Source organism: Thermoplasmata archaeon (assembly GCA_036395115.1).
GTDB lineage: Archaea > Thermoplasmatota > Thermoplasmata > RBG-16-68-12 > RBG-16-68-12 > RBG-16-68-12.
In genome coordinates this window covers 40624-58249 of the sequence record DASWDU010000032.1, presented here as the reverse complement: position 1 = coordinate 58249, position 17626 = coordinate 40624, and the positions used below count along the sequence as shown (strand labels likewise).

At 65.5% G+C, this 17626-nt stretch carries 22 protein-coding genes and 1 tRNA gene; 16 read left to right on the top strand and 7 right to left on the bottom strand.

The features are described 5' to 3' along the window. Positions 1-27 precede the first annotated feature (27 nt). A complete protein-coding gene (locus VF992_07525) occupies positions 28-1023 on the top strand; it encodes an ArsA family ATPase (GenBank protein HEX9340999.1) in 996 nt (331 codons plus the stop codon). Beyond that, the gene (locus VF992_07520; GenBank protein HEX9340998.1) at positions 1020-1508 is read left to right on the top strand and encodes a hypothetical protein; all 489 of its coding nucleotides are present in this window, start codon (positions 1020-1022) and stop codon (positions 1506-1508) included. Before VF992_07525 ends, VF992_07520 begins: the two co-directional genes overlap by 4 nt. Here the strand turns inward: VF992_07520 and VF992_07515 are convergent. Beyond that, on the bottom strand, positions 1505-2140 hold the full coding sequence (locus tag VF992_07515) for a hypothetical protein (GenBank protein HEX9340997.1): 636 nt from the start codon (positions 2138-2140) through the stop codon (positions 1505-1507). The two genes, VF992_07520 and VF992_07515, sit on opposite strands and share 4 nt — an antisense overlap. A 117-nt stretch (positions 2141-2257) precedes the next feature. On the opposite strand from VF992_07515, the gene VF992_07510 reads away from it, so the two are divergent. Continuing rightward, positions 2258-2497: a hypothetical protein gene (locus tag VF992_07510; protein HEX9340996.1), complete on the top strand. Its 240-nt coding sequence runs from the start codon at positions 2258-2260 to the stop codon at positions 2495-2497. Between the two features lie 380 nt (positions 2498-2877). Here VF992_07510 and VF992_07505 read toward each other — a convergent pair whose 3' ends face one another. Together VF992_07505 and VF992_07500 are read right to left on the bottom strand one after the other, a co-directional pair. Then, positions 2878-3474 carry a hypothetical protein gene (locus VF992_07505; protein ID HEX9340995.1) on the bottom strand — a complete coding sequence of 199 codons (597 nt, stop codon included), beginning with the start codon at positions 3472-3474 and terminating at the stop codon, positions 2878-2880. 45 nt (positions 3475-3519) lie between these two features. Beyond that, positions 3520-3762, bottom strand: a complete 243-nt coding sequence (locus tag VF992_07500) for a hypothetical protein (GenBank protein ID HEX9340994.1) — start codon at positions 3760-3762, stop codon at positions 3520-3522. A 207-nt stretch (positions 3763-3969) separates the two neighbouring features. Here VF992_07500 and VF992_07495 point away from each other — a divergent pair, with 207 nt between their 5' ends. Further along, positions 3970-4584 (top strand): metalloregulator ArsR/SmtB family transcription factor, encoded by a 615-nt coding sequence (locus tag VF992_07495; GenBank protein HEX9340993.1) that lies wholly within the window; start codon positions 3970-3972, stop codon positions 4582-4584. Here the strand turns inward: VF992_07495 and VF992_07490 are convergent. Continuing rightward, positions 4581-5735, bottom strand: coding sequence for an acyl-CoA dehydrogenase family protein (locus VF992_07490; protein ID HEX9340992.1), 1155 nt, complete (start codon positions 5733-5735; stop codon positions 4581-4583). The genes VF992_07495 and VF992_07490 overlap by 4 nt on opposite strands. Before the next feature lie 123 nt (positions 5736-5858). Between VF992_07490 and VF992_07485 the strand changes: the two genes are divergently transcribed. From VF992_07485 to VF992_07475, 3 genes are read left to right on the top strand one after another with little or no spacing between them, the layout of a single operon-like run. Next, the gene (locus tag VF992_07485; protein ID HEX9340991.1) at positions 5859-6965 is read left to right on the top strand and encodes a hypothetical protein; all 1107 of its coding nucleotides are present in this window, start codon (positions 5859-5861) and stop codon (positions 6963-6965) included. Then, positions 6962-7909, top strand: coding sequence for an NAD-dependent epimerase/dehydratase family protein (locus tag VF992_07480; GenBank protein HEX9340990.1), 948 nt, complete (start codon positions 6962-6964; stop codon positions 7907-7909). The genes VF992_07485 and VF992_07480 overlap by 4 nt, the downstream gene beginning before the upstream one ends. A 4-nt stretch (positions 7910-7913) precedes the next feature. Next, positions 7914-8336 (top strand): hypothetical protein, encoded by a 423-nt coding sequence (locus VF992_07475; GenBank protein HEX9340989.1) that lies wholly within the window; start codon positions 7914-7916, stop codon positions 8334-8336. Here the strand turns inward: VF992_07475 and VF992_07470 are convergent. Further along, complete coding sequence (locus tag VF992_07470; GenBank protein ID HEX9340988.1) at positions 8299-8676, bottom strand: SCP2 sterol-binding domain-containing protein; 378 nt, start codon at positions 8674-8676, stop codon at positions 8299-8301. The two genes, VF992_07475 and VF992_07470, sit on opposite strands and share 38 nt — an antisense overlap. 106 nt (positions 8677-8782) lie before the next feature. Between VF992_07470 and VF992_07465 the strand changes: the two genes are divergently transcribed. The 3 genes from VF992_07465 to VF992_07455 all read left to right on the top strand — a co-directional run bounded on the left by VF992_07465 (position 8783) and on the right by VF992_07455 (position 9707). After that, positions 8783-8867, top strand: a tRNA-Leu gene (locus VF992_07465). 225 nt (positions 8868-9092) lie between these two features. Beyond that, complete coding sequence (locus VF992_07460; GenBank protein ID HEX9340987.1) at positions 9093-9317, top strand: hypothetical protein; 225 nt, start codon at positions 9093-9095, stop codon at positions 9315-9317. 9 nt (positions 9318-9326) lie between these two features. Continuing rightward, on the top strand, positions 9327-9707 hold the full coding sequence (locus VF992_07455) for a hypothetical protein (GenBank protein ID HEX9340986.1): 381 nt from the start codon (positions 9327-9329) through the stop codon (positions 9705-9707). 54 nt (positions 9708-9761) lie between these two features. On the opposite strand, the gene VF992_07450 is transcribed toward VF992_07455, so the two are convergent. Next, positions 9762-10895, bottom strand: a complete 1134-nt coding sequence (locus VF992_07450) for a hypothetical protein (GenBank protein ID HEX9340985.1) — start codon at positions 10893-10895, stop codon at positions 9762-9764. Positions 10896-11072: 177 nt separating this feature from the next. Between VF992_07450 and VF992_07445 the strand changes: the two genes are divergently transcribed. The 6 genes from VF992_07445 to VF992_07420 all read left to right on the top strand — a co-directional run bounded on the left by VF992_07445 (position 11073) and on the right by VF992_07420 (position 16429). Then, positions 11073-11516 (top strand): ester cyclase, encoded by a 444-nt coding sequence (locus tag VF992_07445; GenBank protein HEX9340984.1) that lies wholly within the window; start codon positions 11073-11075, stop codon positions 11514-11516. A 139-nt stretch (positions 11517-11655) separates the two neighbouring features. Next, positions 11656-12939 carry a VWA domain-containing protein gene (locus VF992_07440; protein ID HEX9340983.1) on the top strand — a complete coding sequence of 428 codons (1284 nt, stop codon included), beginning with the start codon at positions 11656-11658 and terminating at the stop codon, positions 12937-12939. After that, positions 12939-13619 (top strand): zinc-ribbon domain-containing protein, encoded by a 681-nt coding sequence (locus VF992_07435; protein ID HEX9340982.1) that lies wholly within the window; start codon positions 12939-12941, stop codon positions 13617-13619. Before VF992_07440 ends, VF992_07435 begins: the two co-directional genes overlap by 1 nt. A gap of 13 nt (positions 13620-13632) precedes the next feature. After that, positions 13633-14844: an FHA domain-containing serine/threonine-protein kinase gene (locus VF992_07430; GenBank protein ID HEX9340981.1), complete on the top strand. Its 1212-nt coding sequence runs from the start codon at positions 13633-13635 to the stop codon at positions 14842-14844. A gap of 2 nt (positions 14845-14846) precedes the next feature. Further along, entirely contained in the window at positions 14847-15689 is an 843-nt protein-coding gene (locus tag VF992_07425; GenBank protein HEX9340980.1) for a Stp1/IreP family PP2C-type Ser/Thr phosphatase, read from the top strand. A gap of 107 nt (positions 15690-15796) precedes the next feature. After that, entirely contained in the window at positions 15797-16429 is a 633-nt protein-coding gene (locus VF992_07420; GenBank protein ID HEX9340979.1) for a hypothetical protein, read from the top strand. Between the two features lie 172 nt (positions 16430-16601). On the opposite strand, the gene galT is transcribed toward VF992_07420, so the two are convergent. Beyond that, complete coding sequence (gene galT / locus VF992_07415; protein ID HEX9340978.1) at positions 16602-17615, bottom strand: galactose-1-phosphate uridylyltransferase; 1014 nt, start codon at positions 17613-17615, stop codon at positions 16602-16604. Positions 17616-17626 lie beyond the last annotated feature (11 nt).

Here is a 17626-nt window from a genome sequence, read left to right as displayed (position 1 = left end):
CCGGAGCTCCTCGAACAACGGCCGAAGATGCGGTACATCTTCACCGGAGGGAAGGGCGGTGTCGGGAAGACCGCCGCCGCGGCGGGCCTCGCCTACCACCTTGCATCCCAGGGAGACCGCGTCCTCCTGGCGTCCCTGAATCCCGTGCACTCCCTGTCGAGCCTCTTCGGCCAGAGCCTCTCCGGCGGCAAGGTCGTCGAGGTGAAGGGCGCGAAGAACGTACACGCCGTGGAGGTCGAGACATCCGAAGTCGTCGAGCGATACCGGAACTCGATCCGCGGTCGGGTGAAGGAGTTCCTGAAATGGGCGGACATCCCCCTCGACGCGAGGCCGTTCATCGAGATCGCGACGACGAACCCGGCGTTCGAGGAGAGCGCGATGTTCGACCGCATGGTCGATTACATCCTCAAGGAGGGCGAGGCGTTCGACCGGGTGATCTTCGACACCGCGGCAGTCGCGAACGCCGTCCGGCTGATCGGTTTGAGCAAGATTTACGGCCTCTGGCTCACCCGCATGATCGACTCCCGCAAGGAGGCGCTGAGCATGCGGGTCCAACTGTCCTTCCGCAAGGAGAAGGTGATGGAGGAGGTCAAGAAGGACCCGCTTATGGCGGACCTCATCTCGATGAACGAGAGGTTCGAGAAGGCGAAGGGGGTCCTAGTCGACCCGGAGCGGACCGCGTTCTTCTTCGTCACCCTGCCGCTCGCGCTGCCCATCGCCGTCGTCCGTCGGTTCATCGGGATGGTCCAGAAGTTCAACATCCCGATCGGCGGCGTGATCGTGAACGAGGTCCTCCGTCCCGAGGTCGCCCTCCAGGAGGGCGCGGGCGAATACCTGGCGAACAAGTACCATGAGCAGACGGGGTACATGAAAGTCCTGTACCGGGACCTCGGACCGCTCGTGCGCGCGTACATCCCGCTCTATTCGTCGGAAGTCGCGGGCGTCGACATGGTCCGCCGGGTCTCGGAGGACCTAATGTCGTACACGCCTCCCTTCGCCGCCGAGTTGGCGGGCGCGGCATGAAGCCGACGACCCGCGAACACGTGATTGCCGCGACGCACTTCGTCCTCGGGCCGTCGAACTTCCTCGTCCTCCGGCTCCCGGAGAACTGGGACTTGCGGCTGGGTCGCGCGCCGATGGACATCGACTACACGATCCCCTGGGAAGGGGTCCGTTGGGCCCAAGAGGGGCGCGCGTCCGCGTTGCTCGTCGATTCGAAGGCGCGTCGGGCAATCGAGCTCAATGTCCGGACGGCCCGCGGATCGATCGACCCTCCCAAGCTCCTCGAGCCCCACCCGGGCGCCTGCCGAGTCGGAGGACACGATGCGACGTACGCGCTCGGGGGCGCGAACCTCGGGCTCTTCGGGACGAAGCGCTACACGATCCTGCACGTCGCCTTCCGGTGCGACGAGACGCAGCGGGGCATCGACCTCCGTTTCATGCACAAGGGGAGCGCGGAGATGCTCGAGGCGTTCATCCCTCCGCTCGAGCGAGTCCGCTGCCACTAGATCGCGAGGCGCTCCGCGAGCGCCTGGATCGCCGCGAGGCCTCGAGCCGCGTGCCCTTTCTCGACGGAAACCGAGGCCGCGATACCCGGTTTGCTTCCGGCTGTCACGTGCAACGCCATGATCGGTTCGAACGGCGGCGAACCCAGCGCTTCGACGAGTCGGCTGGCCTCATGTTCGTCCTCCGCGGACAGGAGCCATTCCCGGCCGCCCAGTGTGACCGTGGACCACCCTCCCTTCGCGCGGGCGCGCCGTCGCCCGAGCCGGGTCCGCGGATCCACCAGCTCGAACCCGATCCGTGGATTCACGCGGAGCGATGCTTCGACGAGCGCCGCATCGCGCCGGCCCTGGGCCGTGCCGATCGCCCAGTTGATGGGCATCTCCCGGGGCCGGAGGGTCACGGTGACCGAGACGTCCCGCAACGGGGCGTTCGCACCCTCGGTGGTCATCCGGAACGCGGTCGTCCCGAACCAGCGGATCTGGGACGTGCCGCCCAGGGCGAGGACGGCGTCCTTGAGTTCCGTCGCGATCCGTCCGGCGAGCCGACGGGAGTAGAGGAACGCGCCGTAGTACCATGCGAGGAAGAAGACCGCGATCGCGAAGACCGCGATCAGCCCCCAGTCCACGTCCGCCACGTCGGGCGGATGGCGGCGCGCCCCTAAAGCCCTCGGGTCAGGAAAACGTTTAGCCGCGCCGGCCCATGCGCTCGGATCGGGGAGAGCCTGAGCCGCGCCCGGCGGGCCCTGCAGATCGTGAAGGAGATCCTCTGGGGCCTCTTCATGTACGATCTCTACACGGAGACGATGAAGATGCGGCTCCGTTACAACGACGCGGTGAACCTGCTCGTCTTCTCGGAGCAGCTCGGGATCCCGCTCATGAATTCCTACGTTTCGATGCGCCTTCTCCCATATTTTGTCGGGGATCTCGAGGGCTGGAAGCGCCGCGAGATGCGCGAGCGCGACTTTCTTGAGGAAGCGCCGGACATTCACTAGGTGCATACGCGCGGCCGCACTGCCAGCAGTCGCCACGGGCGATGCCGTTCCAAGCGCGGCACGATCCGCACGACCACCGCCACGCGAGCGGGATGTGCGACGCATCGTGCCGGACATCGCCGATGCGGCGACCGCAGCTCCAGCAGCGATCGAGGGCGGCCTCGTTCGGCTGAGCGCAGACTTGGCACATCCAACCCCGCGGACGGGAGGCGGTGCGCGCCCGGCGACGGCTTCCCAGCGCGAACCCGGCCACGCACGACAGGAGGGCGACCGCGACCGCTACGGAGAGCGCGTCCATCGGGGGACCGCGACGTCCGTTCTCGGACCCGACTAAATAGGTTCCCGGCCGCCTATCCAAAATGAAATTCTGCTGCCGTGAATCAGTGGATGACCCGCGAGCCGAAGTAGAACGTGACGACGAGCGACAGGGCTTCCTCCGCGCCGCCCGCGAAGGCGCTCGCCAGGTTCGTCGCGAGCGCGTAGCAGATGAAGCCGGTGAGGGCGAGGGCGCCGATGGCGGTGACGTCCCGGAAGAACGTCGCGAACCGGCGCCGGAGCGAGCTGGTATGCGCCCGACGGTGCACGAGCCACGAGACGACATACCCGGCGACGTAGCCCGCAAGGACCTCGAGCACCGCCGTCAGCTCCTTCGGAACGCCCGACGGGGAAGGATTGTGCGCGAGGAACCAGCCCGCGAGGGCCAGGAACCCGAGGAGGAGGAGGCCGCGGACGATCCGGGGTCGACGCGGGGGCGGCTGCCCCGGAGGTTGCGGCGCGGGCGTCGTGGCATGGCTTCCGAAGAAGAAGGCGACGACGACCACGACGGCGTTGACGAGGACGCTCGGGACCATAATCCCGAGGACGAGTAGATACCCGTACGTCGCGGCGACGAGGATCGCGATGCCGCCGCGGACGCTCCCACGAGGCAGCCGAAGCGGCTCCGGGATCGGGACCGGGGTCGGCATCGGGAGGGACACAGGCGCGCGAGGGCGCACGCGCGGCTTAAGCGTGACGACGGGAATTCAGAAGAACGAGGCTAAGGCGCGGGCCACGCGCGCGAAAAGCCCGCGCTCGGGGGAGTCGTCGGAGCAATCGGATTCCATGGCGGCTTTCGCTCCGGGCGAGGGGGAGAGCCGCGCGACGAGGTCCGGCCCGAGCTCGGCGCGAAGATACCGTTCGTGCCCCGGCGGGCTCGTGCGCGGGACCGACGTCGGGAGCCAGTCTAACGAGCTGATGCCGATCAGAGCGCCCACCTCCGGACCCACGGGTTCGCGGCCACGAGGACGCTCGCCCGGATGGCGCCCTCCCGTGCGGTCGTGGCTTCGAGGGCAGTCTCGCCTGCGCCTCCAAACTTCCTGTTTCTCTTATTATAACGCATGTTTGGGTGATAGAAACGGTAGTTAATAAAGCATCTGTTTCAGTTACAGAAACGATTATTAACATCAACAAATATGTATTGTACCGAGGCGACCATGAAGGCCTTCAAGCTCATCAAAGACCCGGAGGCGTTCCAGCTCCTCGGGGACGAGACTCGACGGCGGGTCATCTACCTGCTCCGGGCGAAGGAAATGACCGTCAGCCAGATCGCGGGCGAGCTGAACCTGACGCCGCAGGCCATCTACCATCACATCCGCAAGCTCCGCGATGCGGGCATGGTCGAGGTGGCGCGGGAGGAGCGCGTAGACCACTTCATCGAGACGTACTACCGGGCCACCGCGGAGATTTTCAACATGTCCCACGGCGAAAGCGTCCCGTCCGCGTACGCCGAGGCGAAGACGACCGAGGCGCTCCAGGCGCTCGAGAAGATCGGGATCCGGATGCGTCAAGATCCGCAGGTCGTGTCGGCGATCGTGGACACCGAGAAGCGGATGGAGGCGATCGGCGAGAACGCGGAACGGTCCGAATTGATTGCCGGTCTCGAGGACGTCGACTTCTTCGTGAAGCAATACGTCCAGCACCTGGCCAAGCTGCTCTCGATGAGCGACGAGGAGTTCGCCGAGTACCTCAACTTGGCGCGCGACCAACGCAAGCAGTTAAAGTCCCTCGTCGAGGAACCCGCCTCGGTCGAGGCGCCGCGAGCGCCCTAGAGTTCGCCGATCTCCTCGCGCGAGATGACGAGCCGCTGGATCTGCGATGTGCCCTCCCAGATCTGGAAGATCTTCGCGTCCCGCATCCACTTCTCGACGGGCTCGTCCTTCATGTAGCCCGCGCCGCCGAGGATTTGCACCGCGTCCGTCGTTACCTCCATCGCCATGTCGGCGGCGAGGAGCTTCGCGATGCTCGCCTCCTTGTTCATCGGCATCCCTTGATCGAGCATCCACGCCGCCCGCCAGACAAGCAGGCGCGCCGCCTCGATCTTCGTCTTCATATCCGCGAGCATGAAGGCGATCGCTTGCTTCTTCGCGATCGGCGAACCGAACGCCTTCCGCCTCCGCGCGTACTCGAGCGCGTACTCGTACGCCGCGCGCGCGATGCCGACCGCGCCGGCCGCGACGAGCGGCCGAGACGACTCGAGCGTCTTCATCGCCCCGTAGAACGCCGTGCCTTCGTCGGAGCCGAGTATGTTGTCCGCGGGGATGCGGCAGTCGTCCAGGATGACCTCGGCCGTATGGCTCGCCCGGACGCCCATCTTGTCCTCGACCTTTCCCATCTTCAGGCCCGGGGTATCGTGCTCGACGACGAACGCACGGATCCCGAAATACCCGCGCTCTTTGTCGGTCGTCGCGAAGACGATGTGCAAATCCGCGATCCCGCCGTTCGTGATGAAGCGCTTCACGCCATTCAGGACCCACTCCTTGCCCTTCTTGACGGCCGTCGTCGAGATGTTCGCCACGTCGCTGCCTGCGTCCGGCTCGGTGAGACACAGCGCGCCGAGGCGGGCCTCCGGCCCGGTGAAGCGCGTCAAGAACCGTTTCTTCTGGTCCTCCGTCCCCATGTGGATGATCGGAAGGTACGCGAGGCCGGCGCCGATGAGGCCCGTCGCCATGCCCGCGCAGCCCCAGTTCAGCTCCTCCATCACGATGACGTGCGTCAAGGTCGAGTCGATCCCGCCGCCCCCGTACGCCTCGGGGATGAACGCAGAGTCGAGGCCGAGGGCGTGCGCCTTCTTGATGATGTCCCACGGCACCTCGCCCTTCTTGTCGTACTCGAGGGCGACCGGCCGCATCTCCCGTTCGGCGAACTCGTGGGCCGTCTTCTGAAGGAGCCGCTGCTCCTCCGTGAGTTCAAAATCGACCAAGGCGATTCTCCCGATTGGCCTTCTCGCGAGACGATGGGACCCTCGGTATTTAATGGTTGGATTCGCACGCCGGCGGGGCCGCCAGATTCACAAAGCCGCGATGCATACGGCCCGCGAGCAGGCATGGCGGTCCTTCGTTTCACGCCGCGGACGGCATACTCGCTGTTCGCCCTCGCCCATGCGATCGGCGGCTTCGCGATTCTCATCGAGATGACCGGCGGGGACTGGGACATCCGGTGGCACATCCGCCGCCTCGTCGAGGTGTTCTGGACGCCGCCCCATACCGTCCTGTACAGCGGCCTCGCCGTCGCCTTCGCCTCGGCGTTCGGCGCGGTCTTCATGCAGTTCCTGGGACCCGTGCCGCCTCGGACCCTTCGGATCGGGATCCGCGTCGCGCTCGTCGGCCTGGTCATGCAGCTCGTGGCGGGCGGATTCGACACGTGGTGGCACGCGACGTACGGGGTGGACGACGCGCTAAGCCCGCCGCACGTCCTCCTGATCGACGGGATGGTCGTCTCCGGATTCGGCTTCGTGTCCGGTCTCGTGGTGCTCGCGCGGGCGCCCGCCTTTTGGGCGACCGCGGTCCCGAAGGTCCGGCCGCTGCTGTACGCCGCCATGCCCGTCGCATTCGTCGCGCTCTTCTACGCGCTCTGGGGCTTCACCTGGGTCTTCACCTATCCGGGATTCACGAAGCCGGCGTTCCTGCCGGAGGTGTGGCAACGGAGCGTCGTCGGGATGCTGTTCGCGACGCTGCTCCCGTTCGTCGCGCTGTCCGCTGCGCGCCTCGTACCGTGGTGGGGTGGCGCGACCGCGACCCTGACCGTCGTCACGATCGACGTCACCCTGGTGGACGCGCTGATGGGCTCGCCGCCGGACCCCGCCTCCCTGTCGCTCGGCCTCGCGCTGATCCTCGTCCCCGCCGCCCTAATTGATTTCATCGTGAGGCGCTATCCGTCCGAGCGCGCGCGGCGCGTGACGACGCCGCTCCTGGGGATCGCGGGCGGGGTCCTCGGCGGCTTCTTCGCCGGCGGGCCCGTGGTCGCGATGACGGGCGGAATTGCGGCGAATCCGGCTTGGTTCCCGCTCCTGTTCGCCGTCGGCGGGGTCATCGGCGCCTTCGCGAGCGTCGCGTTCACGAGGCGGGTCGACGCGCTCCTCGCCTCGAGTGGATCGCCTCCGATGCTTCCCGTCGCCGCCTCCGCGAACGGCGGGACTGGGCGGAGACCGTGAACGTCTTCGTGGCCGGTGCGACCGGCGTCCTGGGCCGCAGGCTTGTGCATCGGCTCGCCGAACGAGGCCACCATGCCGTCGGCTTGGTCCGCGATGACGCGGGCGCGAAGGTCGTCCGCTCCCTCGGAGGTGAACCGCGTCGAGCCAGCCTGTTCGACCCGGACGGGCTCGCGCGGGCCGCGGAGGGCGCCGAGGTCGTGATTCGAGCGGCGACGAAGATTCCGACGAAGCTGCGGACGTCTCCGAAAGATTGGGCCGAAAACGATCGGATTCGGATCGAGGGGACGAAGGCCCTCACAGAGGCCGCGTCGCGGGTGCACGCCAGGGCGTACGTGCAGGAGAGCGTCGTCTGGGCCGTCCGCAATCCCGACGGATCGCCGTTCGACGAGGACGCCCCCGCGGTGTCCGATCCGGTGCTCGCGTCCGCCTTGGAAGCCGAGCGGATTGCCCGCGGGGCCGGGGCCCGCCACGGGTTCGCTGCCGCGACCCTCCGGTGCGGCGGATTCTACGGCGCCGACGCCTGGCACACCCGCGTCATGGCCGAAGCGCTCTCCCGCGGGAGGCCCGCCATGATTCGGGGGACGTCCCCGGTCTGGTCCGTCGTCCACGCCGACGATGTGGCCGCCGCGTTCGTCGCGGCGAGCGAGTCGCCCCGGAGCGGCGTGTGGCATGTCGTCGACGATCGTCCGGTCGCCCTCGCGCATTTCCTCGGGAGCATCGCGACGAGGCTGGGCGCACCCCCACCGACGCAGATGCCCGCATGGATCGCGCGCCTCGCTCTCGGCCGCTACACGGCCGAGCTCCTCCGGTCATCGTTCGCGACGTCGAACGCTCGCTTCCGGCAGGACTTCGGATGGCGTCCGGCCTTCCCGACCTGCGAGCAGGGCCTCGATGAGGTCGTCGCGACGATGAGAGCCGAAGGGTTTCCTGTCAGGAGGGCGTGAGGGGGTGGAGCGTCTCGGCTCGATCCTGATTGGGCTCGTCGTGATGCATCTCGCGGTGACGATCGTCCATGCCGCGTCCCATGCCGCACTCCAGATCCTCCCGGCGGGATTCGATCTCGCGTTCATCGTCGCCGTGATTTGGGTGGGGCCCGTCGCGGCCCTCGGATTGTTTCGATCGCGGCCCGCGCTGGCGGCCGCTCTCATCGCGGCGTTCATGGCCGCATCGTTCACGTATGGATTTTACAATCACTTCGTCGGGGCGAGCCCGGACAACGTGTCGGTGGTCCTCGGCGAGCCCTGGACTCTCGTCTTCGTGGGCACCGCCGCCGTCCTTGGTTGTCTCGAACTCGCGTCGGCCTTTGTCGCGACGCTCGTCCTTCGGCGTGTCGCTAGAATTCCTTCGGGACCTGCTGCGCCACCTGCGTGATGCGATTCAGCTGACCGGTGAGCGCCATGACCTTCGGCATGGAGCCTCGAAACCGGATTCGGCCGCCGAGCACCAGCCCTTGGAAATCCCGTTCCCCCTTGCCAAGCTGCGTCCATGCATCGTACGTGCCCTCGAACTTGAACTCGGCGGGGACGTCCGGGGCGACAGGCGCGGCGCTCACCATGCCGTTGGCGATGTCGAGCAGGAACGACGCGTTCCGGTCCGTGCACGTGAGCACGATCTTCGTCGTCACGGTCGAAGCCTTCTTCGCCCACTCCGGATCCACATTGAGTCGGTTCGCGACCTCGTCGAAGAACGCCTCCGAGAAATACTGGACCATCAGACCCTCTCGGGCCGCAAGTCGGTGGCGCGGAAAAAGCCTTCCCTGATCGTCGAGCGTCACACGGGAGGAAAGGTTTTACGGGGCCGGGCATCTCCGCGAACGCGCGTGGGTAGCCAAGCCCGGTCAAAGGCGAGGGACTCAAGATCCCTTCCCGAAGGGGTTCCCAGGTTCGAATCCTGGCCCACGCATTCGGACTCGCCCCTACTTATGGACGAGGGCAAGGTGAACTCGTCCCTCTCTAAGGGATGCATCCAATGGACGCGACATGACTGGGAAACGCCGGAGCCGAGCATCGTGGGGTATGGCTGCGCCACGATAACGGATTCGTTAATGTATGAGTTAATATACTATCGCAGCCTTATCCTGTACCGGTGACGTCTTCGACCTCGCTTACAGCGCCGAAGGGGCCGACCGTGGCGACTCTTAAGGCAATCGAGGAAGTCCTCCGAAAAGAGGCCGTGCCTATGACGCGATACAAGATTCGGCAGGCTCTAGGGAACCGGATCGCCCAGCCGCTCCTAGACGAGGGCCTCGAGTACATGGCCGACCACGAGATGGTATACGACGAGGGCCCTGGCGGCAAGGTGCTCTGGATTCGCACCTCCGCCGCGCCGCGCGCTCGGCTGCGAGGCGCGTAGGCGGTCCGTTTGGCCAAGCCCAAGCTGCTCGGCTTCGAATACGCCGTAGAAGCCTCCCCTGTATGCGACGAGTGGCTCCGCTTGGCGAAGGAGGGAAATGACAACGAGAAGCGCTCAGCCAAGGCGAAGCTCAAAAGCCTCACCACATTCGAGACACGCTCGTGGGCGAACCCTTTGACCGCCGGTGACCCTGTCGCAAGGGATTGCTGGCCGGATGTCCTCACTCGTGACTACGGACCCGACATACCGAACCTGTTTCGGTTTGAACTGGCTGACCGGTGGCGAGGCTATTACTCGCTGATCGGCGAACCCGGAGGCGCACGAATCTGGGTCCTCTACCTCTGGGACCACCGTACATACAGCAAACAGAGCGGATACTCGAAGAAGTAGCCCGATCCCACGTCCTTCGGGATCCTGGGAGGGACATGGCGGCGCAGGTCCGGGTCAGTCCGGGGCCGGAGGCGCAGAGGCTGCGCCTGGTGGAGCAGGGGCGAGAGTCAGGCTCGCGATGGCGAGGCGCAGGACGTCCGAGGCCTTCCCCCCTTCGGCGTCGACCACCACGTAGGATCCGGTGCCGATGTCCTTAATCCCGACCGTGGCGGCATTCCTCTTCCGAATCAGGTAGTAGAGAATCGCCCCGGGCCAGAAAAGCACGACCAGGACGATGAGAATCATGAGGTTGACCGGTCGCACCTCCGCAGCTAGGCCGTGCGGCGCGACGTTCGCGGTGATTCGGAATCCGCTCGACACGAGTCGAGCTTGTACCCTCCGATGCACGACCTCGGGTCGCTCCACCAGATAGCACGACCAGCTGGTCGCGTTTGAACCGGGGGGTCGGGAGCGCGCGCTCGCGCTCAGGAACGAGTTTACATCCGCGACGCCTTCGACGCGTCCGATGCTCCCGAATCGAAGGCCATCTCTGACCAAGAACGCCGAAACGATGATCCCGACGATTGGAATGACGATTCCAACCAGAAAATAAGAGAGCGCTCCGATCAATGTGGACTGAAAGCCGGCCCCGGAAAAGACGGCCCCCGAAAGGAGGGAAACCCCGAGGACGTTGATGACCGAGTACCTCCGCAGCCCTGCGGCCCGCGGGAAAGCCAGGCTGGCCGTCACGCGGGTGAGCTTCCGCACAAACGTCTCATACGCGAAGCAGCCCAACGCGAGGAAGATCGCAGACAACATCCAGCTCCCGACCATGCCTACGGAAACAGAGGTTCCCGATGTACTCGCTTCTCTCGCGGTCGCGAAGTTGAGGATCGAAGAGACGATGAAACTGGCTCTCGCGATCCATCCGGGTCTTCGAGTCACGGCTCCCGCGGACGACGGCTTGCTACGGGGACTGGGGATCCAGAGATCGGACGTTGCGCCCTCGAAGGCGAGCAATCCGATTGCGAGGAGCACAGATCCGAATCCTTCGGATGCAAACGCCGCGGCCACCATGGCGGCCTGCGAGACCGACTTCTGAGCCGCCGCGAGCGGCAAGCTCAGCAGGAGGATCTTCCCGACCATCCAAAGCCCCGCACCGCCTGCAATGACCCATCCAGCGACCTCGCGGCGGCGAGCAGGGTCCATCCTAGCTCCGGACACGGAGCGACTCGGATATGAATGCGCCGTGGACGAGCTCGGAAACCCATCTCACGGGTCGGGCCCGCGCCCACGCGTCTTCCGCTCAGCCCCGGGATTGGCTCCGCGTGGCACGGAATGCCAGAGTTATTGAGGGCCCGATGGATGTGGAGATAGGGGTTCGGCATGGAACAACAAGAGCTCATTGAGTTGATGACGACTCTGGACGATGCGTGGAACAAGCAGGACTGGCCTGTGTTCCGGAGGCGACACGCCGAGGACACCGCCGTTTACTGGCCCGGCCAGCCCGAGCCCACGCGGGGACGACACAACCACGAGGTCGAGGCGAAGGAATTTTTCAAGACCTTCCCCGACAACCACCTAATCAACCGCCCGTACAAGATTCTGTTCGCCAACGAGAAAGGAACGCACACGTGCTCCATCGCGGAATTCTCCGGCACGATGAAGGGACCGATGAAGACCGCGGACGGAAAGGTCATCCCGCCGACTGGGAAGAGTTTCCATGTGGAGTTCTGTACGGTGGCCACGTGGAACGAGAAGGGGGAAATCACGGAAGAGCGGCTCTTCTACGACCTCGTAGGCCTCATGAGGCAAGTTGGACTCGCGTGAATCGCGCCACGAGTCCCTCAAACCGCAGCTCCGATCGCGGCTCGGTGACGTGAAAATCATTCCGTGAAAACGGGGTCGGAAGAGCTAAGAAAGCCGCCCCGCCATCGCCCGGCTCTAGGGTGGAAAGATGCGACAAGCGATGGAGCCCCAGAACCGACCTCAGAAGCGATCGCCGCTCGCAATGAAGTGCACCGTCAATCGTTCGAGCCTGAAGCCGAACACGGGTACATTCGTGTACGTTGCCGTCGACCTGACGCCGTCGGCCGCCATCGTCGCGGCACGAAACCGCGGCATTTGCCTCGCAATCGACTCGAGCGGTTCGATGGACGGCGAGAAGATCGAACAGGCTAAGGCGGCCGCCTTGGGGCTCCTCAAGCAGCTCCGTCCGACCGACCATATCTCCATCATTTCGTTCTCGGACAAAGCGACGGTCCAACTTCCCATGTCCCCGGTCGGAACCTCCCGGGAGCTCGCGGCAGCGGTGAAGGCGATCTCCGTCAGCGGCCTCACCGCGATGTACGCCGCGCTGGAAGCCGCGTTCACCCAGGCGCGGCAGTCTTCCCTGGAAGCCGGGACCGTGAAGCGGGTCATCCTCCTGACGGACGGCAATCCGACCGTCGGCCGGACGGACAGCAAGGAGTTCGTCACCCTCGCGCAACAGATGCGAGAGGCGGGCATCACGATCACAACGATTGGCATTGGAACCGACTACAACGAGACCCTCCTCGAGAAGGTCGCGGAGGCGGCCGGTGGGCTGTGGCACCACATCACCGATGCCGGAGGCAACCTCCCCCAAATCTTCCAGGAGCAGGCGGCCCAGATGGCCGGGACGATCGTCTCGAATCCGGAATTGAAGGTCTCAATCATGCCCGGCTCGGAGCTGGCCGATGCGTACAGCGTGAGGCCTGTCCTGAACCGGCTGCCGCGACCGCGATTCGATGGGACCGCCTTCACAGTCCCGCTCCGAGACCTGATCGCGGGCGAAGAGCAGACGCTCGTGTTCCGCATGGGCATCCCGGCCCGGCCTGCGGGGAAGGCGACCCTGCTTCGATTCTCCCTGGTCGAAGTGACGCAGGACGTCGAGGTGGCGTTCACCGACGACCCGAGGCTCTGGAATACGGAGGCGAATCCGTACCCGCGCACGCTCTTGAGTTCGGCGGAAGCCACCGTCCTGCTGCAGAGGGCCGTTCAGACGAAAGAGCCGTCGGCGCTCCAGAAGGCCGAGGAGATCATGCGGACCCTCTCGACCGATGCCGGCGCCGCCGCCGCGGTCCGTGCGAACCCCGCCCTGAGCGAGGTCGTGACGACAATGCGGGACGCCCAGGCGACCGTGGCGCGGAGCGGCCTCCAGCTGAGCGAGTCCGCCAAGAAGGACTTCCTCCAGGCGACGACGATCATCGGCAAGAAGAAACCGAAGCGGTGATGACCGTGGCGAAGTGTTCAGACTGCGGGAGCGAGAACCGGGAAGGCGCGCGATTCTGCGATGCGTGCGGCGGCAGGATCGAGACCGAGAGCCTGGAGTCGGGACCGCAGATTGCCCCGATTCCCTCGGAGGACGAGGCTGCTCCCTCAGCACCGAATGAAGACGAAGAGGCCCTCGATTCAACGCCGAGTGCGGAGCTGGGCGGGTCCGATCTATCGGATGAACCGGCGTTCGGAAGCGACTCGATGGAACCCGAGGACCACGGCCCACCCGAGTCGGCTGACATGGAGGGCGAAGGCATGGCCGACGCAACGGACACGCAAGAGGAGCCCCCGGCGGAGGAGCCCAAGTCCGGATACCTGATCTTTCCCGACAGCACGGAGCAGCCCATTCCCCCGTCGCAGTGGCTGATTGGACGCGCAGATCTGGAGAAATTCCTCGGCGATCCGGACAAGGCCAACGAGATTTCGCGGGGCCACCTCACGGTCTTCCAGGAGGGCGAGAAGTTCTTCGTCGAGGACGGAAAGACGATGGTCCAACGGAAAGCGAGCGTGAACAAGACGTGGCTCCTCCGCGGCACCTCCCGAATCCTCATCACCGGCACGGGCCGGAACGAACTTCAGGATGCCGACGAGCTCGACGTCGCCGAGCTGGTGAAGCTGCAGTTTGTGATGAGATAGGCCTGCGGACCGTATGACGCTCTCCCTTCCGTGCACGTTGAAAGGCCGGAAGGGTCGCTATCAAGTCGTCAGCAAGCTCACGGACGGAGGGATGTCGACCATCTACCTCGGCAAGTCCCCCCGCGGGCAGCCCGTCGTCGTGAAGGAAGCGAGCGGGACGGATCTCGCCCAGTCCCAGGAACGCCTCCGGATCGAGGCCCAGATCCTCAAGAGCCTGAGTTCCCCCGGCCACCCGAGGGTCGTGCGGTACATCGACGAGGGGACCAACCTCGGGCCCTTCTGTCTCGTCGAGGAACAACTCGAAGGCGATACGCTAGCGGAACGCTTCCGGGACACGCCGGCGGATCCTGCGACCGCGACCCGATGCGTCCTCCAGCTCCTCGAAGCCCTCTCCTACCTTCACGCGCGAAACGTGATCCACCGGGACGTCAAGCCGAAGAACATCATCCTCGACGCTCGCCGAGAGGTGGTACTGCTCGACTTCGGCGCGGCGAAGAAGGAGTTCCATCAGTTCACGGGATCCGGCACGGTCATCTACACGCCCGGCTGGGGGGCGCCCGAGCAGAACCTCGGAGAGGCGACGCCGGCGAGTGACTTGTACAGCGTGGGTGCGGTGCTCTTCTTCCTCTTGACGGCGCAGGACCCGCAAGGTTCCATGAGGCAACTCGCGGGAGGCGGCGTGGAATTGTTCCGATCCGCGCGCGATCTCCAGCCCAGCGTCGCGCCCGAGCTCTCCGACGTTGTGACGAAGGCGATGAGATTCGATCCAAAGGAACGGTTTCCGACCGCACAGGACATGACCGAGGCAATCAAGGGAGGGTCCGCGGAGCCTCCCGAGTTTCCCCACCTCGTCGTGCTCGGGAAGAAGTGCCGCGTCAAGAAGGAGATGGATATCGGCCGGGACCACAAGTCATGCGACGAGAGTTGCACGAAGCGAGGCTTCGGACACCCGCCCGAGATCGGGATCCTCGATTCCGAACGCTACCTCTCGAAGCACCACGCGCGAATCCTGCGGGACCCGAAGGGCCGTTGTTGGATCGAGGACTTGGGGAGCCTGAACGGGACCGCCATGTCGCACGACGGCGGGCGGACCTACAAACCGATCCCCGGGTTCAAGCGACAGCGGCTCACGGACGGAGACGTCGTCGCCCTCGTGTACAAACCGGGCCGCGGCCCGTACATGACAATCGCGTTCAGAGGGGGCCGCGGGGCCGGGAGACGATGACGATGAAGCGAACCGCTTTGGGAAAGGAGACGTCCGCGAAGATGACCGAGACCGTCGTCCGCTCCTCCCACCGGAGGCTCGGCTTTGCGACGAACGTCGGGAGGGTCCGGCCCGTCGACGAAGACAGCATCCTCGCGATCGAGATCCGGACGGCGTTCCTGTCCGCACCGCGACATCGGATGCTCTTGATCGTGGCCGATGGGATGGGAGGCCACCGTCGCGGGGACGTGGCGAGCCGGATCGCCGTGCAGACGATCGCGCGCACGCTCCTGCCGCTTCTGACGAGTGAGAGTGACATCCCGCGGGCATCGTACTACCGCGCAATCCAGATCGCAATCGGGCTCGCCAATCAGGCGATCATCGCAGAGGCTCAGCGCCATCCGGAGTGTGAAGGGATGGGGACGACGCTGAGCCTCGCCATCGCCGACGGCCGAATTCTCCATGTCGCGAACGCGGGGGATTCCCGGATCTACATCGTGAATGCGAGAGAAATCTGCCAGGTGACCCGGGACCACTCGGTCGTGCAGGAGATGGTCGATCGAGGGGAGCTCGAGCCCGAGGAGGCGCGGCACCATCCGAGGAAGAACGTGATCACCATGGCCCTCGGGGTGTACGAGGAGGTGACCCCCGACATCGGATGCCTCACGATGGAGGCCGGGGACAACGTCCTCCTGTGCTGCGACGGCCTCATCAATCACGTCGAAGACGAGGACATCCAACGCGTCGTCGTCGAGGCGAGCGACCCGCAGACCGCGTGCGACATCCTCGTCGCTCTCGCGAACAAAGGCGGCGGAACCGACAACATCTCGGTCATCATCGCGCGACCTCCCGACGACTTTTCGTGATGTGAACAAATGCTCGACACGAGGAATGAAAGCCACGCCGGTCTCTCAATGCGGAGAACCAGCCGCCTCCCCATGGACGTCCGAGGACGGGACGAGGAGACGGACCCGTGAAGCGCATCAAGTTCCTGGTTGCAATCGCCGCCTTGCAGATCCTCGTGGGATCGCTCACGATCCTCGGGGCCGCCCAGCCCGTACGGACGTCCCAGGACGTCGTGGTTCCCGACGGGACGTACTACCACTTCGAGTTCGGCATCCTGGGGACGGGGCGGTTGACCGGGAACCTGTCCGAGCTTCAGGGTCGCTCCTTTGACGTTTACGTCTTCGACGATGCCGGGTATGTGTCGTTCCGCGACGGCTCGAACACAGCCGCCCCCCTTTTCGAGCAGAGCGGTACGAGCATCGTTTTCGAGATGAATCTGGCGGGGTCCAAGGAGTACCACGTCGTCGCGGTCGACTCCCCGACGCGGCTAGGACTCCAGGTCCATGTCGACTTGGTCGTGGTCGGCCTGAAAACGGAGGGAACGCTCCTGGCGATCATCGTCCTCGTCGGTGGCTTGGCGCTCCTTGCAGCGTCTCTCATGCTGAGTGTCTGGGCGTGGCGCCGGGCACCGCCTGCCCCCGCTCCATCCCCCGATCCGGCCCCCGATCCCCCTTCGGACCCGCAGCCCGATCCGGCCTTCGACCCTGCCCCCCATGAAGCCGCGCCGGATCCTCCCGACGACAATACTCGAATCTACTGACCCGTCGGTCGACACGGGCTTCTCCAATGCGCTCTGTTCATCGAAGCGCTCCGTCAAAGATGTGCGGAGTCGCGCTCCATGCGGATCCGTTCTGGGGCCGGAATCGCAGCGCGCTCCGCACCTCGTCGATTGAGACCTGTCGCACCCTTTAGTTAAGTGATATCGGGCCGGCTCAGTGCGCCTGCTCGCTCCACCGGACCTCGCCTCGCAGGATAGCCGCGGCGTCCTCGGGAACGACGGGATTGATGTAGAAGCCGCTCCCGCGTTCGAAGCCAGCGGTCTCCGTGAGATGCGGGGTGATCTCGAGGTGCCAGTGATACAAGGCACCGTCGTCCTCCCGGGGGACCGTGTGAATGTAGTAATTGAACGACGGGTCGTCGAGGATCCGGTCTATCCGGCTCAAGATGTCTCTCAGGAACCGGGCGAGCACGAGCCGATGGGCATCCGGGATCGACTCGAATGCGCCGGTGTGGTCTTTCGGCAGGATCCACGTCTCGAAGGGGAACCGCGCGGCGTACGGAGAGAGCGCGACAAACCGTTCGTCCTCCGCGACGATCCGTTGACGCGCTTCCCGTTCTTTCGCGACGACGTCGCAGTAGAGGCAGGAACCCGCGCCGGAGGCGCGGTGCGCTCGGGCGCCCTCGATTTCGTCCAGGATCCGAAGCGGCACGATCGGGGTCGCGACGACCTGGGAGTGCGGATGAGAGAGCGATGCGCCCGCGCGCTCTCCGTGGTTCTTGAATATGAGGACGTAACGGACCCTCGGATCCGCGGCGAGGGCCCGATATCGGTCCCGGTACGCCCGCAGGACCTCTGCGACCTGCTTGTCCTCGAGGGTCGACATGTGGCCGTCGTGGTCCGGCGACTCAACGATGATCTCGTGGGCCCCGACGCCATCGACGCTCACGAAGAGACCGTCTTCGTGTCGCCGCACATCCCCCGAAGCCTCGAGCGCAGGGAACATGTTCGGTACGCACCGAACGCGCCACCCCGGTCCGTCCTTCCGGCCGCGGTCCCGGTACGCAAGGACCTCGGGCGGGGTCATCGCCTCGTGGCCGACGCAAAAAGGACAGTCCTCCTTCGGCGTCGAGGCTTTCGCGTTTCGGAACGCGCCCGGACGGCGGGAGCGCGCGGCGGAGAACACGACCCACGTGTCCGTCGCGTAGTCCTTCCGGATCTCCGGCATCGCCGACTCGC

Coding starts and splice junctions, on each gene's coding strand:
- galT (HEX9340978.1), bottom strand. CDS start 17,615: ATGCCGGAGATCCGGAAGGACTACGCGACGGACACGTGGGTCGTGTTC.
- VF992_07440 (HEX9340983.1), top strand. CDS start 11,656: ATGGAGCCCCAGAACCGACCTCAGAAGCGATCGCCGCTCGCAATGAAG.
- VF992_07450 (HEX9340985.1), bottom strand. CDS start 10,895: ATGGACCCTGCTCGCCGCCGCGAGGTCGCTGGATGGGTCATTGCAGGC.
- VF992_07430 (HEX9340981.1), top strand. CDS start 13,633: ATGACGCTCTCCCTTCCGTGCACGTTGAAAGGCCGGAAGGGTCGCTAT.
- VF992_07470 (HEX9340988.1), bottom strand. CDS start 8,676: ATGGTCCAGTATTTCTCGGAGGCGTTCTTCGACGAGGTCGCGAACCGA.
- VF992_07425 (HEX9340980.1), top strand. CDS start 14,847: ATGAAGCGAACCGCTTTGGGAAAGGAGACGTCCGCGAAGATGACCGAG.
- VF992_07485 (HEX9340991.1), top strand. CDS start 5,859: ATGGCGGTCCTTCGTTTCACGCCGCGGACGGCATACTCGCTGTTCGCC.
- VF992_07525 (HEX9340999.1), top strand. CDS start 28: ATGCGGTACATCTTCACCGGAGGGAAGGGCGGTGTCGGGAAGACCGCC.
- VF992_07495 (HEX9340993.1), top strand. CDS start 3,970: ATGAAGGCCTTCAAGCTCATCAAAGACCCGGAGGCGTTCCAGCTCCTC.
- VF992_07435 (HEX9340982.1), top strand. CDS start 12,939: ATGACCGTGGCGAAGTGTTCAGACTGCGGGAGCGAGAACCGGGAAGGC.
- VF992_07445 (HEX9340984.1), top strand. CDS start 11,073: ATGGAACAACAAGAGCTCATTGAGTTGATGACGACTCTGGACGATGCG.
- VF992_07520 (HEX9340998.1), top strand. CDS start 1,020: ATGAAGCCGACGACCCGCGAACACGTGATTGCCGCGACGCACTTCGTC.